Source organism: Novosphingobium sp. BL-S-24 (assembly GCF_055521575.1).
Genome location: NZ_CM145487.1, coordinates 1,051,781 through 1,068,522 on the forward strand (window position 1 = coordinate 1,051,781; position 16,742 = coordinate 1,068,522).

The 16,742-nt window shown below is 57.4% G+C and carries 15 protein-coding genes; 4 read left to right on the forward strand and 11 right to left on the reverse strand.

The window, feature by feature from the left end:
• Nucleotides 1-144: 144 nt before the first annotated feature.
• On the forward strand, nt 145-1,068 hold the full coding sequence (locus tag ACZ1JM_RS04695) for a histone deacetylase family protein (RefSeq protein ID WP_465132583.1): 924 nt from the start codon (nt 145-147) through the stop codon (nt 1,066-1,068).
• 55 nt (nt 1,069-1,123) lie between these two features.
• On the opposite strand, the gene ACZ1JM_RS04700 is transcribed toward ACZ1JM_RS04695, so the two are convergent.
• The 7 genes from ACZ1JM_RS04700 to glyA are packed head-to-tail and all read right to left on the reverse strand — an operon-like array spanning nt 1,124 to nt 9,377.
• Nucleotides 1,124-1,606 carry a prolyl-tRNA synthetase associated domain-containing protein gene (locus tag ACZ1JM_RS04700; protein ID WP_465131964.1) on the reverse strand — a complete coding sequence of 161 codons (483 nt, stop codon included), beginning with the start codon at nt 1,604-1,606 and terminating at the stop codon, nt 1,124-1,126.
• 11 nt (nt 1,607-1,617) lie between these two features.
• Nucleotides 1,618-2,976 (reverse strand): L-serine ammonia-lyase, encoded by a 1,359-nt coding sequence (locus ACZ1JM_RS04705; protein WP_465131965.1) that lies wholly within the window; start codon nt 2,974-2,976, stop codon nt 1,618-1,620.
• A gap of 6 nt (nt 2,977-2,982) precedes the next feature.
• Complete coding sequence (locus ACZ1JM_RS04710; RefSeq protein WP_465132584.1) at nt 2,983-3,489, reverse strand: sarcosine oxidase subunit gamma; 507 nt, start codon at nt 3,487-3,489, stop codon at nt 2,983-2,985.
• A gap of 28 nt (nt 3,490-3,517) precedes the next feature.
• The gene (locus ACZ1JM_RS04715) at nt 3,518-6,496 is read right to left on the reverse strand and encodes a sarcosine oxidase subunit alpha family protein (RefSeq protein WP_465131966.1); all 2,979 of its coding nucleotides are present in this window, start codon (nt 6,494-6,496) and stop codon (nt 3,518-3,520) included.
• Nucleotides 6,493-6,777 (reverse strand): sarcosine oxidase subunit delta, encoded by a 285-nt coding sequence (locus ACZ1JM_RS04720; RefSeq protein ID WP_465131967.1) that lies wholly within the window; start codon nt 6,775-6,777, stop codon nt 6,493-6,495. The genes ACZ1JM_RS04715 and ACZ1JM_RS04720 overlap by 4 nt, the downstream gene beginning before the upstream one ends.
• An 11-nt stretch (nt 6,778-6,788) precedes the next feature.
• Complete coding sequence (locus tag ACZ1JM_RS04725; protein WP_465131968.1) at nt 6,789-8,042, reverse strand: sarcosine oxidase subunit beta family protein; 1,254 nt, start codon at nt 8,040-8,042, stop codon at nt 6,789-6,791.
• A 27-nt stretch (nt 8,043-8,069) separates the two neighbouring features.
• Nucleotides 8,070-9,377, reverse strand: a complete 1,308-nt coding sequence (gene glyA, locus ACZ1JM_RS04730; protein ID WP_465131969.1) for a serine hydroxymethyltransferase — start codon at nt 9,375-9,377, stop codon at nt 8,070-8,072.
• 246 nt (nt 9,378-9,623) lie between these two features.
• On the opposite strand from glyA, the gene ACZ1JM_RS04735 reads away from it, so the two are divergent.
• Nucleotides 9,624-10,193: a membrane dipeptidase gene (locus tag ACZ1JM_RS04735; protein WP_465131970.1), complete on the forward strand. Its 570-nt coding sequence runs from the start codon at nt 9,624-9,626 to the stop codon at nt 10,191-10,193.
• Nucleotides 10,194-10,266: 73 nt separating this feature from the next.
• Here the strand turns inward: ACZ1JM_RS04735 and ACZ1JM_RS04740 are convergent, their stop codons facing one another.
• Both ACZ1JM_RS04740 and hmgA read right to left on the reverse strand, forming a co-directional pair.
• Nucleotides 10,267-11,268, reverse strand: a complete 1,002-nt coding sequence (locus tag ACZ1JM_RS04740) for a GlxA family transcriptional regulator (RefSeq protein ID WP_465131971.1) — start codon at nt 11,266-11,268, stop codon at nt 10,267-10,269.
• A 1,436-nt stretch (nt 11,269-12,704) separates the two neighbouring features.
• Nucleotides 12,705-14,015, reverse strand: coding sequence for a homogentisate 1,2-dioxygenase (gene hmgA / locus ACZ1JM_RS04745; protein ID WP_465131972.1), 1,311 nt, complete (start codon nt 14,013-14,015; stop codon nt 12,705-12,707).
• 167 nt (nt 14,016-14,182) lie between these two features.
• Between hmgA and ACZ1JM_RS04750 the strand changes: the two genes are divergently transcribed.
• Complete coding sequence (locus ACZ1JM_RS04750) at nt 14,183-14,605, forward strand: MarR family winged helix-turn-helix transcriptional regulator (RefSeq protein WP_465131973.1); 423 nt, start codon at nt 14,183-14,185, stop codon at nt 14,603-14,605.
• A gap of 11 nt (nt 14,606-14,616) precedes the next feature.
• Here ACZ1JM_RS04750 and ACZ1JM_RS04755 read toward each other — a convergent pair whose 3' ends face one another.
• Nucleotides 14,617-15,090 (reverse strand): group I truncated hemoglobin, encoded by a 474-nt coding sequence (locus ACZ1JM_RS04755; protein WP_465131974.1) that lies wholly within the window; start codon nt 15,088-15,090, stop codon nt 14,617-14,619.
• A 20-nt stretch (nt 15,091-15,110) separates the two neighbouring features.
• Nucleotides 15,111-15,983, reverse strand: coding sequence for a DUF3034 family protein (locus ACZ1JM_RS04760; RefSeq protein ID WP_465131975.1), 873 nt, complete (start codon nt 15,981-15,983; stop codon nt 15,111-15,113).
• 105 nt (nt 15,984-16,088) lie between these two features.
• Between ACZ1JM_RS04760 and ACZ1JM_RS04765 the strand changes: the two genes are divergently transcribed.
• Nucleotides 16,089-16,712, forward strand: a complete 624-nt coding sequence (locus ACZ1JM_RS04765) for a cupredoxin domain-containing protein (protein ID WP_465131976.1) — start codon at nt 16,089-16,091, stop codon at nt 16,710-16,712.
• Nucleotides 16,713-16,742: the final 30 nt, after the last annotated feature.

The window sequence follows — 16,742 nt, forward strand, 5'->3', positions numbered from 1 at the left end:
TTCTAAATGTTGGGCGGGCAAATGGGGGCGAGCCACTCTTTCCTTCCGCTGTCGACGCCTTCGGTGTGGATCTGGTTCAGACTTCAGGTCTTAAGACCAGCGATGCATCTCGACCGAAGTGCCTTATCGGTCTACCTGCAAGGCATGCTGCATGTCGTCCATCATCCCGGTTATGTGGTCAGAACCGGACACACCGGCACTTTTCAGCATGATAAGTATGCACTGGTCATGCGTGCGCTGGAAGACAGTGGCGTAGCAATGACTGTCCATGCGCCCGAAGTCATGCCGCGGGAATGGCTTGAGGCTATCCATGAGCCAAATTATGTCAACGAAGTCATCGGTTGTTCGGTGCCGGCCGTCAAGCAGCGGCGGATCGGGTTTGCAATCGACGAGCAGATTTCGTTGCGATCACAGTTATCTCCCGGCGGGACATGGCTAGCGGCGAAGCTGGCGCTGCAGCACGGATATGCTGCAAACTCCGCTGGCGGCAGCCACCACGCCCTTGCCGATACCGGCGCGGGATATTGTGTATTCAATGATCTGGCGCTCGCGGCGAACAGGCTGATTCAGGAGGGTGATGCTTCCAGGATCCTGATCCTTGATCTCGACGTGCACCAGGGAGATGGCACTGCAGCTCTAACCGCGGGGCGCAGTGATGTTTTTACGCTTTCCATTCATGCGGAGAAGAACTTTCCCACTCGCAAGGCGCGCTCGTCGCTAGACGTCGGATTGCCCGATTTAACGGACGACGCCGGCTATCTGAAAGCGTTGGCGGGACCGCTGTCCTGGGTGCTCGATCATTTTGTGCCGGAACTGATCCTGCTGCAGGCGGGCGTCGATGCCCATATGTCCGACACCCTTGGCCGTCTTTCGTTGACAGACAAAGGCCTCGCTGAACGCGATTACTTTGTGGCGACGGAGGCGAAGCGACGCGGCATTCCGTTGGTGAGCACGCTGGGCGGTGGCTATGGCGCGGATCTCGAGGCGGTGGCCTTGCGGCACGCGCGTACGATCCTGACCCTTTCTGCCACGATCAACGGGGACGATGCTGCGAGCCGTGGCGCATAACGGTTTAGTCAAACACGTTGTTTGCGCCCGGTCACGCTTTTGCGGTGTAGGTCATTCACGGTAACGCCACGATCCGCGCCGCATGACCGTGGTCCTTGAGCCAGCCGAGCAGGGCGGAGAAAGGAAGCGCTACGGTCGCAGTGTTTCGCAGTGGATGAACAGCGATCCGGTCTGATACAAAGCTCTCATCGAATACTATAGTCAGAGCGTCAGCTGATGCGTGGGCCGCCCCCAGCGGCGTGACCGCGCCGGGGGTGACGCCAAGCAATCTTTCCATGTCCTCGGGCTTGCCAAAAGAAAATTTTCCGGCCCCTAATAGTTCGGCGAAAGCTTTCAGGTCGGCGCGGCGATCGTGTGGAAGCGTTATCAGCCAGAAGTGACCTTTCTTGTCTTTCAGGAACAGGTTCTTGGTATGCGCTGCCGGTAGAGCCTGATGGACAGATGCGCTTTCCTCGACGGTGAAGACAGCCGCATGCTCGTGCCGCTCAAGGATCACGCCCTTGCTGGCGAAATCGGCATAAATATCTTGTTCGGTCATTTTCGTTTCCATCAACATTCAGGAAAGCTTACCGCAAGGCCGCCCTGCGAGGTTTCCTTATACTTTACATGCATGTCCCGTCCGGTCCGCATCATCGTTTCAATGACCTGATCGAGCGAGACGATATGACGGCCATTGCCGCGCAGGGCGAGCGACGCGGCGTTGATTGCCTTGATCGCGCCAAAGGCATTGCGTTCGATGCAAGGGACCTGGACCAGTCCGCCAATGGGGTCGCACGTCATGCCCAGATGATGCTCCATCGCGATTTCGGCGGCATTCTCCACTTGTTGATCGGTAGCGCCCATAGCTGCAGCGAGGCCAGCTGCAGCCATCGCACTCGCCGTGCCGACCTCCCCCTGACAACCTACCTCGGCGCCGGAAATGGAGGCGTTCAGCTTGGTCAATGTGCCGATGGCGCTGGCCGTAAGCAGAAAATCATGCATGCCCTTGCGATCGGCCCCCGGCCAAAAGTCGCGATAATAGCGCAGAACTGCAGGGACTACGCCTGCTGCCCCATTGGTCGGCGAGGTTACCACGCGCCCGCCCGCTGCGTTTTCCTCGTTCACTGCGATGGCGAAAAGGCTAACGTGATCCATGATGGCATGGGGTGCCTGTTGATTGCGAAACTGGTCCGCGTCGAGCTTTCGGCGGATGCCCTTGGCACGCCGCGGCACCTGGAGCCGTCCCGGAAGAATGCCTTCGGCTTCCATACCACGCTCAATACAGTCCATCATGGCGTCGATGATGCGATCAAGATAATCACGAAGGTCGCTGTCCGACGTTCGGGACCGCTCGTTGGCGCCCACGACTTGCGCTATGCTGAGACCGTTCCGGTCGCATAATAGCAAAAGTTCCGCGGCCGTACGGAACGGAAAGGGGGGGGCGCTCTCGTCATCGAGCACTGGGTTGCCTACCAAACCCTCGGGCGCGATGAAGCCACCGCCGATCGAACACCAGCGTTGGGTAAGCACCACGGCGTTTTCATCGTCCCAGGCAGTGAAACAAAGCGTATTGGGGTGGACGGGCGTTTCGCCTGCACGATCAAAAATGACATCGCTCGCAGGGTCGAAGGCAATGTCGATATCGGCGATCATTAGCTGCTTTTGCGCCAAGGCCGTTTCGACGAATGCGTTTATCTGGTCCGGTTCGATCTTATCGGGAAGGAAGCCGGCCAGCCCCAATATGACGGCCTTATCCGTACCATGTCCCTGGCCCGTCCAGGCAAGTGATCCGAGCAATTCGCAGCGAACCCGCGAAAACGCTGCACCCCTCAGCGCGGCGGAGAAGCTTGCAGCTGCTTTCATGGGGCCAACAGTGTGAGACGAGGATGGACCAATACCAATCCGAAATAAATCACGAACCCCGATCATAGCACGTTACGCCTCGTTCTCGGCCTCGCGAAGAAGCGCTTCAATATAACGCGCGAATGAGCGCCAGACTTCCACATGGAATCGGTCCGATGCCGTGCGCCATAAAATGATTTCTGCCTTGTCATACATGGTCCGGGTGCACATCCCGACTGGAAAGGCAGAAATTGCCAAGTCCAGCGCGCACCCGTGGTAAAGGATGTCTTCTGCGCGGGGACCAGTTATCTCCAAGGCGACCTGCCGATGGCTGACATCGACCAGGGAGCAAGGAATGTCGGAGATCCTATCGGCAATGCCATTGGACCAGCCGGTGCTGGAAGCCAGACTATTCTCGCTCATGATCAGCCATTCATCTGGACCGAGCCATAAAGCATTGATTTCCGATCCGCTGGCTGCCCGGCAGGCTGTGGTGGGCAACTCCAACCCCAGCCGCTCGGACATCTGCGTCACATGCGAGCCACCAACGCGCAGGACGGCACGGCCGAAATGGGCGAGAGGTCTAATGGCGTCGCTCATGCCCAAAAAGGGTGATGCAATGGAAATGTCAGACATTGACGCGCTGTCCTTCCGGGTCGAAGAATATGGGCTTTACAACCTCGACGTCGATTACACCGTCAGGCATCGGCACCTGAAGCATTTCACCCATTCTCGCCCGCCCGCCCTTCACCAGTGCCAAAGCGATCGACTTGCCCAACACGGCGCTGTTGTACGAGGATGTGACATGGCCGATCGCTGTGCGGCTGTCGGACGGTGCGATGATCTGCGCGCCTTCCTCAAGAACAATCTTCGGGTTCTGAGTTAGCAAACCAACCAGCTGCTTGCGATCAGGTGCAGACATGGCGGGTCGTTCCAGGGAGCGCTTGCCCACGAAGTCCGGCTTTGTTTTGCCGATCGCCCAGCTGAGGCCGGCATCGTCCGGGGTCACCGTACCGTCTGTTTCCTGCCCAATGATGATAAAGCCTTTTTCCGCACGCAGGACATGCATGGTCTCCGTTCCGTAAGGGACCATGTTGTACATTTTGCCACGTTCCCAGATAGCTTCCCAGACCATCCTGCCATAGCCACTGGGTACGTTCACTTCGAAACCCAGTTCGCCTGTAAAGCTCACCCTCATCAGGCGCATCGGAACGCCGCAGATCTGCGCGTCCGCGATGCTCATATGGGGGAACCCTTCCGCTGAGACGTCCAAACCCGTGATGAGGGGGGCCAGCACTTCGCGAGCCATGGGCCCTTGAACCGCGATAACCGACCATTGCTCGGTAGTGGAGGTCAACCAGACATTGAGGTCGGACCATTCCGTCTGAAGATAGTCCTCCATCATGTTTAGCACTCGGGCTGCGCCGCCAGTCGTGGTAGTGACGTGAAATCGATCCTGCGCGACACGCCCCACCACGCCGTCGTCAAGAACGAAGCCGTCTTCGCGCAACAGAACTCCGTAGCGACATTTGCCAATGCCGAGTTTAAGCCAGGCGTTGACGTAGAAGCGGTTCATGAAGATCGCCGCATCCGGCCCGACAACTTCGATCTTGCCGAGTGTGGAGGCGTCGAATATGCCTACATTGTTGCGCACCTGCACGCATTCGCGATCGACCGCAGTGTGCATGTCTTCACCGCGTTGCGGGAAATAATGCGCACGCTTCCAGTTGCCGACGTCTTCGAAGACCGCGCCATGCTCCGCCGCCCAATCGTTTATGGCGGTGACACGCGCCGGATCGAACAAAATTCCTCGAGCTTTGCCGGCTAGTGTGCCGAACGTGATCGGCGTGTAGGGAGCGCGAAAGGTGGTAAGCCCTATCTGCGGTACAGTGCGCCCGGTGGCATCCGAAACGATGCCAAGCGCATTGATGTTTGACAGCTTGCCCTGATCGGTCGCCATGCCGGTGGTGGTGTATCGCTTCACGTGCTCGATCGATAGGAAGCCTTCACGGGCCGCCAGCTTGATGTCTTTGACCGTTACGTCATTCTGCCAATCCACAAATGCCTTGGCTTTGCTATGGTCTGCGGTTGTGGGTGCTGCGCCGATGTGCCCGCCTTCACCTATGGCGTACCGCGTCTGGACCGAGGGCAGGGGATCGTCCTTTAGAGAAAAGCCTGCCGCAGCCGCTGCCGATCGGCCCGCTTCGGCCCCATCGTTAAGGGCCTCGGCCAGACCGAACCGGCCGCGACATGCGCCTGCCGAGCGCTCGGCCTCCGCGGATTCGCCTGGTATATAAGCCTGCAACGCAGGGTCCCATATGAGCTCGCCGCGGGATTGAGAGAAGAGGTGTACGCTCGGCGTGAAGCCGCCGGCCATAAGCACTGTGTCGCAGGCCAGCGTTTCGCGCTTCCCATTGACGGAGACGGTTATAGCCGAAACACGAAGTCGACCTTTGGTGCCATCGATGCTGGCTCCATCAAGGACACGAAGGCCGGCCGCTCGCGCGCGAAGTGACACAGTTGGCTGGTGCCTGATATCAACGATGGCGACTACTTCGACGCCTGCCGCCTGCAGTTCATGCGCCGTGCGATAACCGCTGTCATGCGCAGCAAGGATCACCACCTTGCGGCCTACGACCACACCGTATTCCTGTAAATAGACGCGCGCCGCATCCGCCAGCATGATCCCGGGACGGTCATTGTCTGCGAAGACCAGAGGGCGCTCGATGGCACCGGCTGCAATCACCACTTGTTTGGCCCGAACCTGCCATAGCCGTTCGCGGGGCATGCCCTCGGTTAGCTGCGGCAGATGGTCGGTAAGCTTCTCGGCGAGGCCTATCCAATTGTGGGGATAGTACCCAAAGGCGATGGTACGTGGAAGCAACGTGACATTGGGAAGGGCTTTTAACGCTGCGAGAGCGTCCTGTGTCCAGGTACGAGCGTCCCGCCCCCCGATGCTCGTATCGACTGCCGAGAGAAGCGAGCCTCCCATTGTCGGCCGATCGTCGGCCAGGATGACGCGGGCGCCGGTGGCAGCAGCCTGTTGTGCGGCAGCAATCCCCGCTGGGCCGGCGCCGATCACCAGAACATCCGCATGAGCATAACGCTGCGTGTAGACGTCAGGGTCATCCAAGGTTGGCGCTATGCCCAGGCCAGCCGCTTCGCGGATGCGGGGTTCATACAGCTTGTCCCATGCGCCCTTAGGCCACATGAAGGTCTTGTAGTAGAACCCTGCCGGGATGAAACGGCTGAGCAGTGTGTCATTGATCGCCATGCGATCGTGTTCGAGACTGGGATGCCGGTTCTGGCTGACCGCATTCAACCCGTCATAGAGTTCGATCTGCGTGGCCAGTAGATTGGGTGTGTAGCGAGCGGCGTCACGCCGAATGCCGACAAGCGCATTGGGTTCATCGGCGCCGATTCCAAGAATACCGCGCGGCCGATGATATTTGAACGAACGGCCGACAAGATGGATTCCATTTGCGAGCAAGGCCGACGCCAAGGTGTCGCCCTGCACCCCGGTGTAGGATTTGCCATCGAAGGTGAACTTCAGTTTGCGGTGGCGATCGACACGTCCACCCGAAACGCTACGAAAACTTTCTGTCATGCTTGTGACACCTCTGGGGTGGACTCGCCGACCTTGTAGGTCGCCAGGAAATGATCCGTACGCGTATCGCGCAGGGCATTGAAGAAGCGGGCGCAGCCATGAATGTGACGCCACCGCTCCGCATGCACGCCTTTCGGATTAGTGCGTACGTAGAGATAGGCGTTCCAGTCCTCATCGCTGAGGTCGGCGGGCTTAATCGGGCGGTCGATATGTGCCTGACCGCCATAACTGAATTCCAACTCGGGTCGCGCGCCGCAGTAAGGGCAATCGATGATAAGCATGGTATCGCCTCTCAGTGCGCGACGGCCGCTGCTGCGGCCTCGTCGATCATGAAGCCATCGCGGAAACGCTCGATGGTAAAAGGAGCGTTGATGGGGTGAGGTTCATCACGTGCGATCGTGTGCGCGAAAAGATGCGCCGCGCCGGGCGTAGCCTTGAAACCACCGGTCCCCCAACCGCAATTGACATAAAGACCGGAAACGGGCGTCTTGGCAATGATCGGTGAGCGATCAGGCGTCACGTCCACGATACCGCCCCAGTTGCGGAGCATCCGCATCCGGCGGAATTGCGGGAAAAGCTCGCAGATCGCTTCCAAGGTATGCGTTGCGATATGTAGGCCGCCGCGCTGGGTGTAGCTTGTGTAGGCGTCGGTACCTGCACCGATGACGAGTTCGCCTTTGTCGGACTGGCTCATATAGGCATGGATCGTGTTCGACATCACTACGCACGGAAAGATCGGCTTGATCGGCTCCGACACCAGCGCCTGAAGCGGGTAGCTCTCCAGCGGCAGCCGAACCCCCGCCATGTCCATCACGACGCTGGTATGGCCTGCGGCCGACACGCCGATGCGCTTTGTGCCGATGAAGCCGCGTGTCGTATCAACACCGTTGACCGCGCCGGACGCATCACGCTGGATGCCCGTTACTTCGCAGTTTTCTATGATGTCCACACCCAGCGCGTCGGCGGCACGAGCATAGCCCCATGCGACTGCATCATGGCGCGCCGTGCCCCCGCGCCTTTGAAGCGCCGCGCCTAATACAGGATAGCGGGCGCTGGGGTCTATATTGAGCGGCGGACAATATTCCTTGGCTTGTTCAGGGGTAAGCCACTCATTGTCGACGCCGTTTATTCGATTGGCATGGACATGTCTTTTGAACGATTGGATGTCGTGAATATTATGCGCCAACATCATCACGCCTCGTTGAGAGAACATGACGTTATAATTCAGCTCCTGACTCAAACCTTCCCAAAGCTTGAGAGCATGGTCGTATAGAGCCGCGCTTTCGTCGAAAAGGTAATTTGAACGGATGATCGTCGTATTTCGACCAGTATTGCCGCCACCGATCCACCCTTTTTCCAACACGGCGACGTTGTGGATGGCATGGACTTTGGCAAGATAATAGGCAGCTCCCAGGCCATGGCCGCCACCGCCCACGATGATCGCGTCGTAGCTCGTCTTGGGACTGGCCTGTCGCCATTGAGGCTTCCACCCCTGATGGCGCCCAAGACCATGACGGAAAAGTGAAAAGGCAGAAAAGCGTTGCATGAAATTGTTCCCCCGGACCGGCAGCGCTTAGCCTCGCTCTGATGCGTAAATCGGAAAGCGTTCGCACAGAGCGATCACCTGTGACCGTACCTGATTGGTTACATTTTCGGCTACGTCGCCTTGCGCGGCTGCGTCCAGGATCTGAACAATCAGGCGGCCGACCTCTTCGAAAGCATCCCCATCGAAGCCTCGCGTCGTCAACGCAGCCGAACCAAGACGTATGCCAGACGTCACGAAAGGCTTCTCAGGGTCGAAGGGGATGCCATTTTTGTTGCAGGTGATGCCCGCGTCATCGAGCAGGCGCTCGGCCCGCTTGCCGGTCAGACCCTTGGCCCGTAGATCGACAAGGACAACATGGGTGTCAGTCCCGCCCGAGACGATGGTGCAGCCGTTCTGTTGAAGGACCGACGCAAGGGTTTTGGCATTTTCAATTACACGGCGGGCATAACCCTGAAATTCAGGGCGCAACGCCTCGCCGAATGCAACCGCCTTCGCCGCGATCACATGTTCAAGCGGTCCACCTTGTATGCCGGGAAAGATCGCGGAATTGAACTTTTTGGAAAGAGCCTCGTCATTGGTGAGGATCAGGCCGCCACGCGGTCCACGCAGCGTTTTGTGGGTCGTCGAAGTCACAACATGTGCATACTCCAGTGGATTGGGGTGAGCGCCCCCTGCCACAAGCCCTGCGAAATGGGCCATGTCGACCATGAGCTTGGCGTCAACGGAATCCGCAATCTCACGGAAACGGGCGAAGTCGATCTGGCGGGGATACGCCGATCCCCCAGCGATGATGAGCTTGGGATGGTAATCTTTCGCCAACTCGCCAACCGCATCATAGTCTATAAGATGGTCGTCCTCACGAACGCCATATTGAACGGGATTCAGCCATTTGCCAGAGAAGGTTGGAGCAGCGCCATGGGTCAGATGGCCGCCATGGGCCAGGCTCATGCCCATGATTGTGTCGCCGGGCTGCAGCAGCCCATAGGCTACGGCCATGTTTGCCTGAGCTCCCGAATGCGGCTGCACGTTGGCGAACTGCGCGCCAAAGAGCTGACACGCCCGATCGATTGCGATCTGCTCGGTTACGTCGACATGCTCACAGCCACCATAATAGCGCTTCCCGGGATAGCCTTCGGCATATTTGTTCGTCAGAACCGAGCCTTGTGCCTGCAGAACCGCGGTCGAAACGATATTTTCCGATGCTATGAGTTCCAGTTTGTCACGCTGCCGCTGAAATTCCGCTGTGATGGCATCATTGACGATCGGATCTGCTTCCCACAACTCGCCCCCAAAGAACGGCACATGCGATACCGCCGCCGAAGTTGAAGTTGCCATTGATGATCCTCTCGAATTTCACGTCGTGATGCGACCTGGGTCGAGAAATTGTATCGCTGCAGCGCCTCTGTGATAGCTTGAATTTATGTGTCGTATAATATCACATTCCGGACATCGAGATATTAAAGATGCGTCTTTACAGTCGGTTTGGTTGGCCTAGCCAAATGTTTAGAAAAATAACGGCACAGTGCGTTACATAGGCAAAGGCAAGGCGCATAGGTTCAAAATTTCGGCGCGGCGGTCACGATGACGGATGCAATGGAGGTGGCGGAGGCGCCGTTCATCTTCTCTCACTCAGCGCCTATGCCGTCTTTCCTTACTAACCGTAACATCAGGGACGATCAGATCCTCGCCTGCGCGAAGACCGGCGGCATTATCGGGATATGCGGGCTGTGGCACGACACAAGGGCTAGCACGCAGACCATGTTCCGTCACGTCGACCACATCGCACAACTCATTGGCGTCGAGCATATTGGCTTCGGTCTTGATTACGTAGGTGAACGCGATGTGTTCTGGCAATATGTGAAAGCAGGCACCTACCTTTGGCCCCTTATCGAGGGCAAGCCGCACCTGGAAACCGATTTTGTGCAGCCGGAGGAGCTGAGGTCTGCGAGCACATGCTCCGCCATGGCTATACGGACGAACAGGTGCGGGGCGTGTCAGGTAAAAATTTCCGGCGGGTTGCGGCTCAGGTCTGGAAATAGTGGTGACCTGACCGGTCCGGCGGCGCCGAATCGGTCAGGACCATCTTGCTGGTACCAAAGTTGTCGCCAGCGAAACTGTTTTTCTCCGCTTCCCAGCCAGGAGATCGACTGAACACGCTCCCGCGCTTGCAAACGAAATATGCGCGAGGGCCACATCCGGTTTCTGGTCTAAACACAGAGAGCGGTCATTCGCGGCGCGCGCTCGCTTCCTTTCGGTCCGTCGATGGAAGGACATGAAAGTGCTGTTTGAACGTTCTCGTGAAATGCGCGGAATCCGAGAATCCGCAGTCCAGTGCAATTTTGGTCATCGGCCAATCGCTATGCTCCACCAGCCATTTGGCGCGCGAGAGTTGAAGACCGCGACGATATTCTCGTACACTAATACCGATGTCGCTTTCGAAGCGCCGCTGTAACTGCCGGATGCTGATCCCTAGCGAGCGGGCCAGCACCGGCAAATGCGTGTTTTCCCCTATATTTTGCTCGATATTGAGCATCGCCTTCTTGACCAGATTGTCATGCGCGACACGACTGACGACTTCCTCTGGCTGCCATGCGTTGGCCGGAAGCGCGGCTTCCTCGATCATGATGCGGAGGCTTTTCAGCGCTCGCCCACGGCCGACATGCTTTTCGATCAAGTGCCCGGCTAACCGAGCACCGCTCGTCCCGCCGGCGCAGGTCAGTCGGTCGCGGTCGACTACAAATTGGCGGCTCGAGTCTGCGTTAAGGTTGGGAAATTCTTCCTTGAACTCGGCGATATGAAGCCAGCTTACGCACACATGATAGCCATCGAGCAAGCCAGCCCGGGCGAGGATAAAGGACCCAGTGCAAAGCGCGACAAGCGGGATATTGGCCGCTGCGGCAGACTTGAGGAAAGCGTTCACGTTCGACGAAACGCGCGACTGTCCATACAGCAGCCCACCGACAACGACGATATAGTCGAAGCGCTCCGGACTTTCGAGCGTGTCCCCGGTTTGAACGAGCAAGCCGCAACTTGCCTCGACGATTTCCCCCGGTTCGCCGAGTACCGCCCATTCGCAATCGATTTGTCGGCTATGATCCCGTTGGTCAGCAGCAAGCCTGATGGCGTCGACGAAATTGGCAAACGCGGCCAGTGTGAAACGGGGCGCTAGGACAAAGCCGACCTTCAGCTTGGGACCACTGCCCGATAAAGCCTTCGCATCTGCCATGCCGCCTCCCGGACTGGATACAATAGCCAAGATATACTGTCCGGAAGCGAAAAAGTTCAAGCGCAAAGGCACGGTCCATTCGCATGGAAAGGCGGAATGGACCTGCATTAAGCCGACCCGCTTTCGAATATACGCACGCAAAAGCGTTTCGTGATGTGATGGCGGCGCCACCAACGACTTGGTGCGCGCTACGCAGTCAAAATAGAACCGTTCGATCAAGACGAACAAGTCTGCTCCCCGCTTGTCATTCTGACGCATAGGCCCACGCCTGTCGCTTTCACATCGTTCGTTGCCGCCAACGCGTGAGCAAGCATAACCCAAACTTGTCTACATGCGCATTTTTGGGCGAAAGCCTATCGTGGCCACTCGGTGAGAGGCACCTACCACAGGTTATCAACCTCGCGGCCTTGATCGCCCGGCTGCCATATTTAACCCCACGCAATCTTAGGTTTCCAGTATGGGGAGGACAATACGGAGGTCGCACATGTTCAAATTAGTGCCATTTCGCTTCTATCCGGTTGAGCTGTCGCCCGACAAGATGTTTACGTCAGACGGTGCGGCTCAAATGTCAGTATCTGGGCCCAAACAGCTGACAGGCCGCACCCGAACAACGAACCGGCGTAGATCGGGTATCAGAGAGAGTGATGTGTGAAACCTGAACTATCGAAGCGGCCATACCCCGCGCGGAATCAGCAAGGCGTCATCAAGCATCTTTTTCTCGACACTTCCGCGAAGCCCTAGTTTGATGAGCCTGAATGTGCGGCGGGACCATAATGCGCAGGTTGAAGGAGCGGATGACTGTGCTCGTTAGCAGTTTCATCAACCCAACGCCGAGTTCGAACCCGCGCTGCGGCCTAGGGCCTGACCGGTGCGAGCCATTCGATCTTGGCAGTTTATTCAAGCGCCGTGCGCTGCAGGCTTCTCGGTGACGGTAATCCGTCAACAGATTGAGCCGCCGTACGCATCGCGACGATAGCTATTTGAATATTGCGAGCGCGCGCCACGGTGAGATGTTGGTGTATTCCTGAATCGCGGTGGCCTTGAACTTGCTGTAACCGGTGACCGAGGTCACATCGATCCCAGTCAACTCGGCATGGACCGTAGCACTGTAGGCCTGGATAGTTTTGATTGTCCGGCCCGTGTCGATTATACCATTAGTTTGCCTGCCTCGGCCTGTTCGCTGACCATCCGAGATGGAAGGATCTATGTTAACGAAGTTCACAAGTCCGCCGAGGCTACTAGCGCCGTAGAGCGTTCCTTGAGGGCCATGCTATACAAAATGATGAACCTCTTACTGCGTACTTTCATCGTTGCACGAACCTGGGCTGATTAGATTGCCGCCGATAAAAATACACTACTTTAAGTGTACATTAAAGTGGATCCGCACTGAGGATCGTCGTAAGCACGACGACCGGGTTTGCGCGGACTTTGCCTAATCAATCGATGTTCGCTTTCACAAAGCCTTCCCAAACATCGTCATAATCAAGCTGTTTCGTAGGTGCGGTTTCCGACCACCGCGTGAGGCGGATAACGTGGCGGGTTTCAAACATGAATGCCATCGTATTCTGGATCTTCTGAGGAAGCAGAGGTGAGACGGTGGCTTTGTCGAACGTTGCACGGTCAGGGCCGTGGCCGTTCATCTGATTGTGTAGCGATGCTCCCCCGGGCGTGAAACCGCCGCCTTCCTTCGCGTCATACTCGCCAGCGATCAATCCCATGAATTCGCTCATCACGTTGCGATGGAACCAAGGAGGCCTGAACGTGTCTTCGGCAACCATCCATCGAGGAGGAAAGATCACAAAGTCGCAGTTTGCGGTGCCGGCAGTATCGGTTGGGCTGGTTAGCACCGTAAATATCGAGGGATCAGGGTGATCGAAGCTGACCGTATTGATAGTGTTGAAGTTCGTCAGATCGTACCGGTATGGAGCGAGGTTGCCGTGCCACGCCACCACATCGAACGGTGAATGCATGAGTGAAGTCTGCCAAAGACTGCCCTGAAACTTCTGGATAACGGCGCAGGGTTCATCACTGTCTTCAAACCAGGCTGCGGGAGTTTCGAAATCTCGCGAATTGGCAAGCCCGTTGGCGCCGATCGGCCCCAGATCGGGTAACCTGAACAGAGCGCCGTAATTTTCACAAACATAGCCTCGCGCTTTCCCTTCGGGCAAGGCTATGCGGAAGCGGACACCGCGTGGAATGACTGCGATCGATAGAGGAGCAACATCCAAACGCCCAAGTTCGGTCGTGATCGCCAACGCGCCGTCTTGGGGAACGATAAGAAGTTCGCCGTCTGCTGAAAAGAACGCGCGGTCCATGTCTGCGGTCGCGGCGTAGCAATGGATTCCGACGCCCGACTGGTCTGCAACATTTCCGTTCCCGCCATAAGTGATCAGGCCGTCTACCCAATCTGTCGGCGTTGTCGGATAAGGCAACGGATCCCAGCGCAGCCTGTTCGGCGATGGAGGGACAGCGTCGAACGGAGCTGTGAGTAGATGCGGACTGCCCTCATATCTTGAGAAGGCAGGGTGTTGCGCGGTCGGCCGCAGGCGATAGAGCCAGGAGCGTCGGTTCTCGCTGCGTGGGGCCGTGAAGGCGGTCCCCGACAACTGCTCGGCATAGAGGCCGAAAGGCACGTGCTGCGGTGAATTGCGGCCAATCGGCAAAGCGCCTGCTACTGCGTCGGAGGCGACATGATTGCCAAACCCGGTGAAATAGCCGTCTTGGGGCGGTTCTTGCCGCGTGCTCATATCGAAAGATCCTGCCCAAACGTCAGTTCAAATGTCCTGGCTTGCATCTAGGCTCTCCAATTCTTCCACTCCCTTACAGGGATGGAGTATTGCCAATTTAGTGTCAATTGTTACTATATCGGATGCGCGACGATCTTCTGGTCCTGGACCGATTCATTCCTTTCCGCTTGTCGGTCGTCACCAATTTGGTGAGCGGTGCCATTGCCTCGGTTTATCAATCCAAGTTCGATCTATCGGTGCCGGAGTGGCGAGTCATCGCGGTAGTGGCAGAGACTGATGGTCTAAGTCAGCAGGCGATAGGGCATCGGACCCGCATGGAAAAGGTGTCGGTAAGCCGGGCTGCAATCAACTTGGAACGTCGTGGCCTAGTCGAGCGTCGGCCAAATCCGAATGATGCTCGGTCGCATCAGCTTCACCTGACCGGATCTGGGCTGGATCTTTACGCGGAGGTGGCGCCGCAAGCCAAAGAACTTGAGCGAGCCATATTCGGCACTCTCAATTCAAGCGAGATCAGGGCGCTGATGGCGTTACTCGGCAAAGTCGAGGATTCAGTATTGTCGTTGTCAAAGGACAATGTCCGCCGCAGATAGGCGAAGAGCGATTACTTCTGGACTATGCTGGATCGCATTGGAGCGAGTTTCGACAGGAAACGGTTCTGTGCCTGAAAGTCCACACCCTCGGCTGTCATCGACTTTTGCAGCACTTCGACCAGCCGGTTCATGTCCGCTTTCTGAACACCCATGTCCTTATGAGCAGTCGCCATGTCGCGACCGGTATAAGTGCATCCCGCATTTAGGATGTAGCAGAACTGTTCGAAGATCGTACGCTTGATACGCGCCTTGTCCTGGTTGGCGAAAATCTCGCCAATCACGGGGTCTGCAAAATTTGTTTCGACCATCCGCTCGACGATACGCTTTATGCCGGCTTGTCCATGGAAAGCATCAGCCATGCCATCGCCATCGAATGGTTTGGCGCCTGCATTGTGGCTGTCGGCTGTATATGGGTCGACCGGTTCTTCGCCGGGCATTGCATAAGGAGCGGCCTGGAGCAGCAGGAGAGAGAGGAGAACTGTCATGATGGTCGTCCTGGAAAAGTTCAGAAGGCGGCTTGCAACTGGAACAGCACGCCGCGTTGCCCCGGTACCGTGGCGACCGCACCGAGATCCGTATAGGCGACAGTTGTGGTGAGGTTTTTGTTGACCGCATAGGCGGCGAACGCATCGAACCAGTCATCTTCACGCGCAATGGCCAGATTGTTCGGCTTCGAGCGGTATTCACCGCCAATCGCCAGGCGCCTTGAAAGCTGCCATGCGGCGGACCCTTCGAACTGCAGGCTGTATCCGCCATTCCTGTCCCCGCCAAACCCAAGGATGCCCAGCTGATTGGCCTTGGTCAGTCGAGCCGTCCCGGAGACTAGTACGGAGCGCGACAGAAACAGTCGGCTGGCTGAGGCGTAATAATCCACGCCTTCGGCATGCTTTGCGCCGATGGCGCGGACGATGCGACCGTTGTTGTTCTTCTTGTACTGCACGCCGAGGGCTATCGCTGGGACACCGTCATAAACCAGATCGCCGACGAGCCTGACTTTGGCGCCAAACACGTCCTGAGAGAAGGCGTAGTCCTTGCCCAGTCCAAGGGCGAGGCCGATCTCATTGGTGTTGAAATCCTGATGAGCGTAACTCAGCTCGATCCGATCACGAAGGCCAATGGCGATGCCCGCGCTCTGGTAGTCATAGTTTTTGACTTCAGCGATCGTGCCGTGAGCGGATATGCCCATGCCGTCGCTCGTTTCATTGCCGGCAATCACAGCCCACGGCGTCAGTCCGCCGCCGCTTGCCCCTTCGAGCGATCCGATGCCATTGGTCAGCAGCAGTTTGCCGCCGTTGCGTAGGGGCTTTGCCGAAGCTGTGGGTAGGGTGCTGATCATTCCGGCGAAAATGACGGTGCAGGTGAAAAGACGGTAATTCATTCCTGCCGCTTACCAAGCCCGGGTTAAAGGTCGGTTATTGCCCATGATGCATAAACGACGAGAATCTATAAGCATTTGTTTATTATAGCTTGATATTGCGTCGGCATGCGCATGATCCGAAACGTCTTCCTGACCATAATCGCTCTGGCTGGCACCGCGTCCTATGCGTACGCGGGCGACCTTGATCTGCGGATTGTCGATGCGGCCGGGAAGCCGGTGAGCGATGCGGTCGTCACGGTGCGCCCTTCCGGCGGGATACCGGCAGGAGCGATCCGCTTCCCCTGGGGCACGACGATGGTGCAGGAAAACATCGCCTTTCAACCCCACGTCCTGGTCGTACCGGTAGGTGCGACGGTGCGGTTTCCCAACCACGACAAGGTCCGGCATCACATCTACTCGTTTTCCAAGCCTGCGCGATTTGAGATCAAGTTGTTCAGCCGAGATGAGACGCGCAGCTATACCTTCAAATCGACCGGCGCCGTCGCGTTGGGTTGTAATATCCATGATCAAATGAGTGGATTCATAAAGGTGGTCGACACTCCTTTTGCCGCCAAGACCGATGCGGGTGGGAAAGTCCATATTCCGGGCATCGCGGCAGGGCAGGGGCAAGTGACGATCTGGCACCCGCTGATGAAATCCAAGGACAATGAGCTGGCGATGCAAGTGCCTATTCCGGCACGCGGGTCCACCGTCAGGAATGTCACCGTCGCTCTTCGCACGAGCGGGTGATGGACCGCGCCTTCGTTCGACATGCATGGG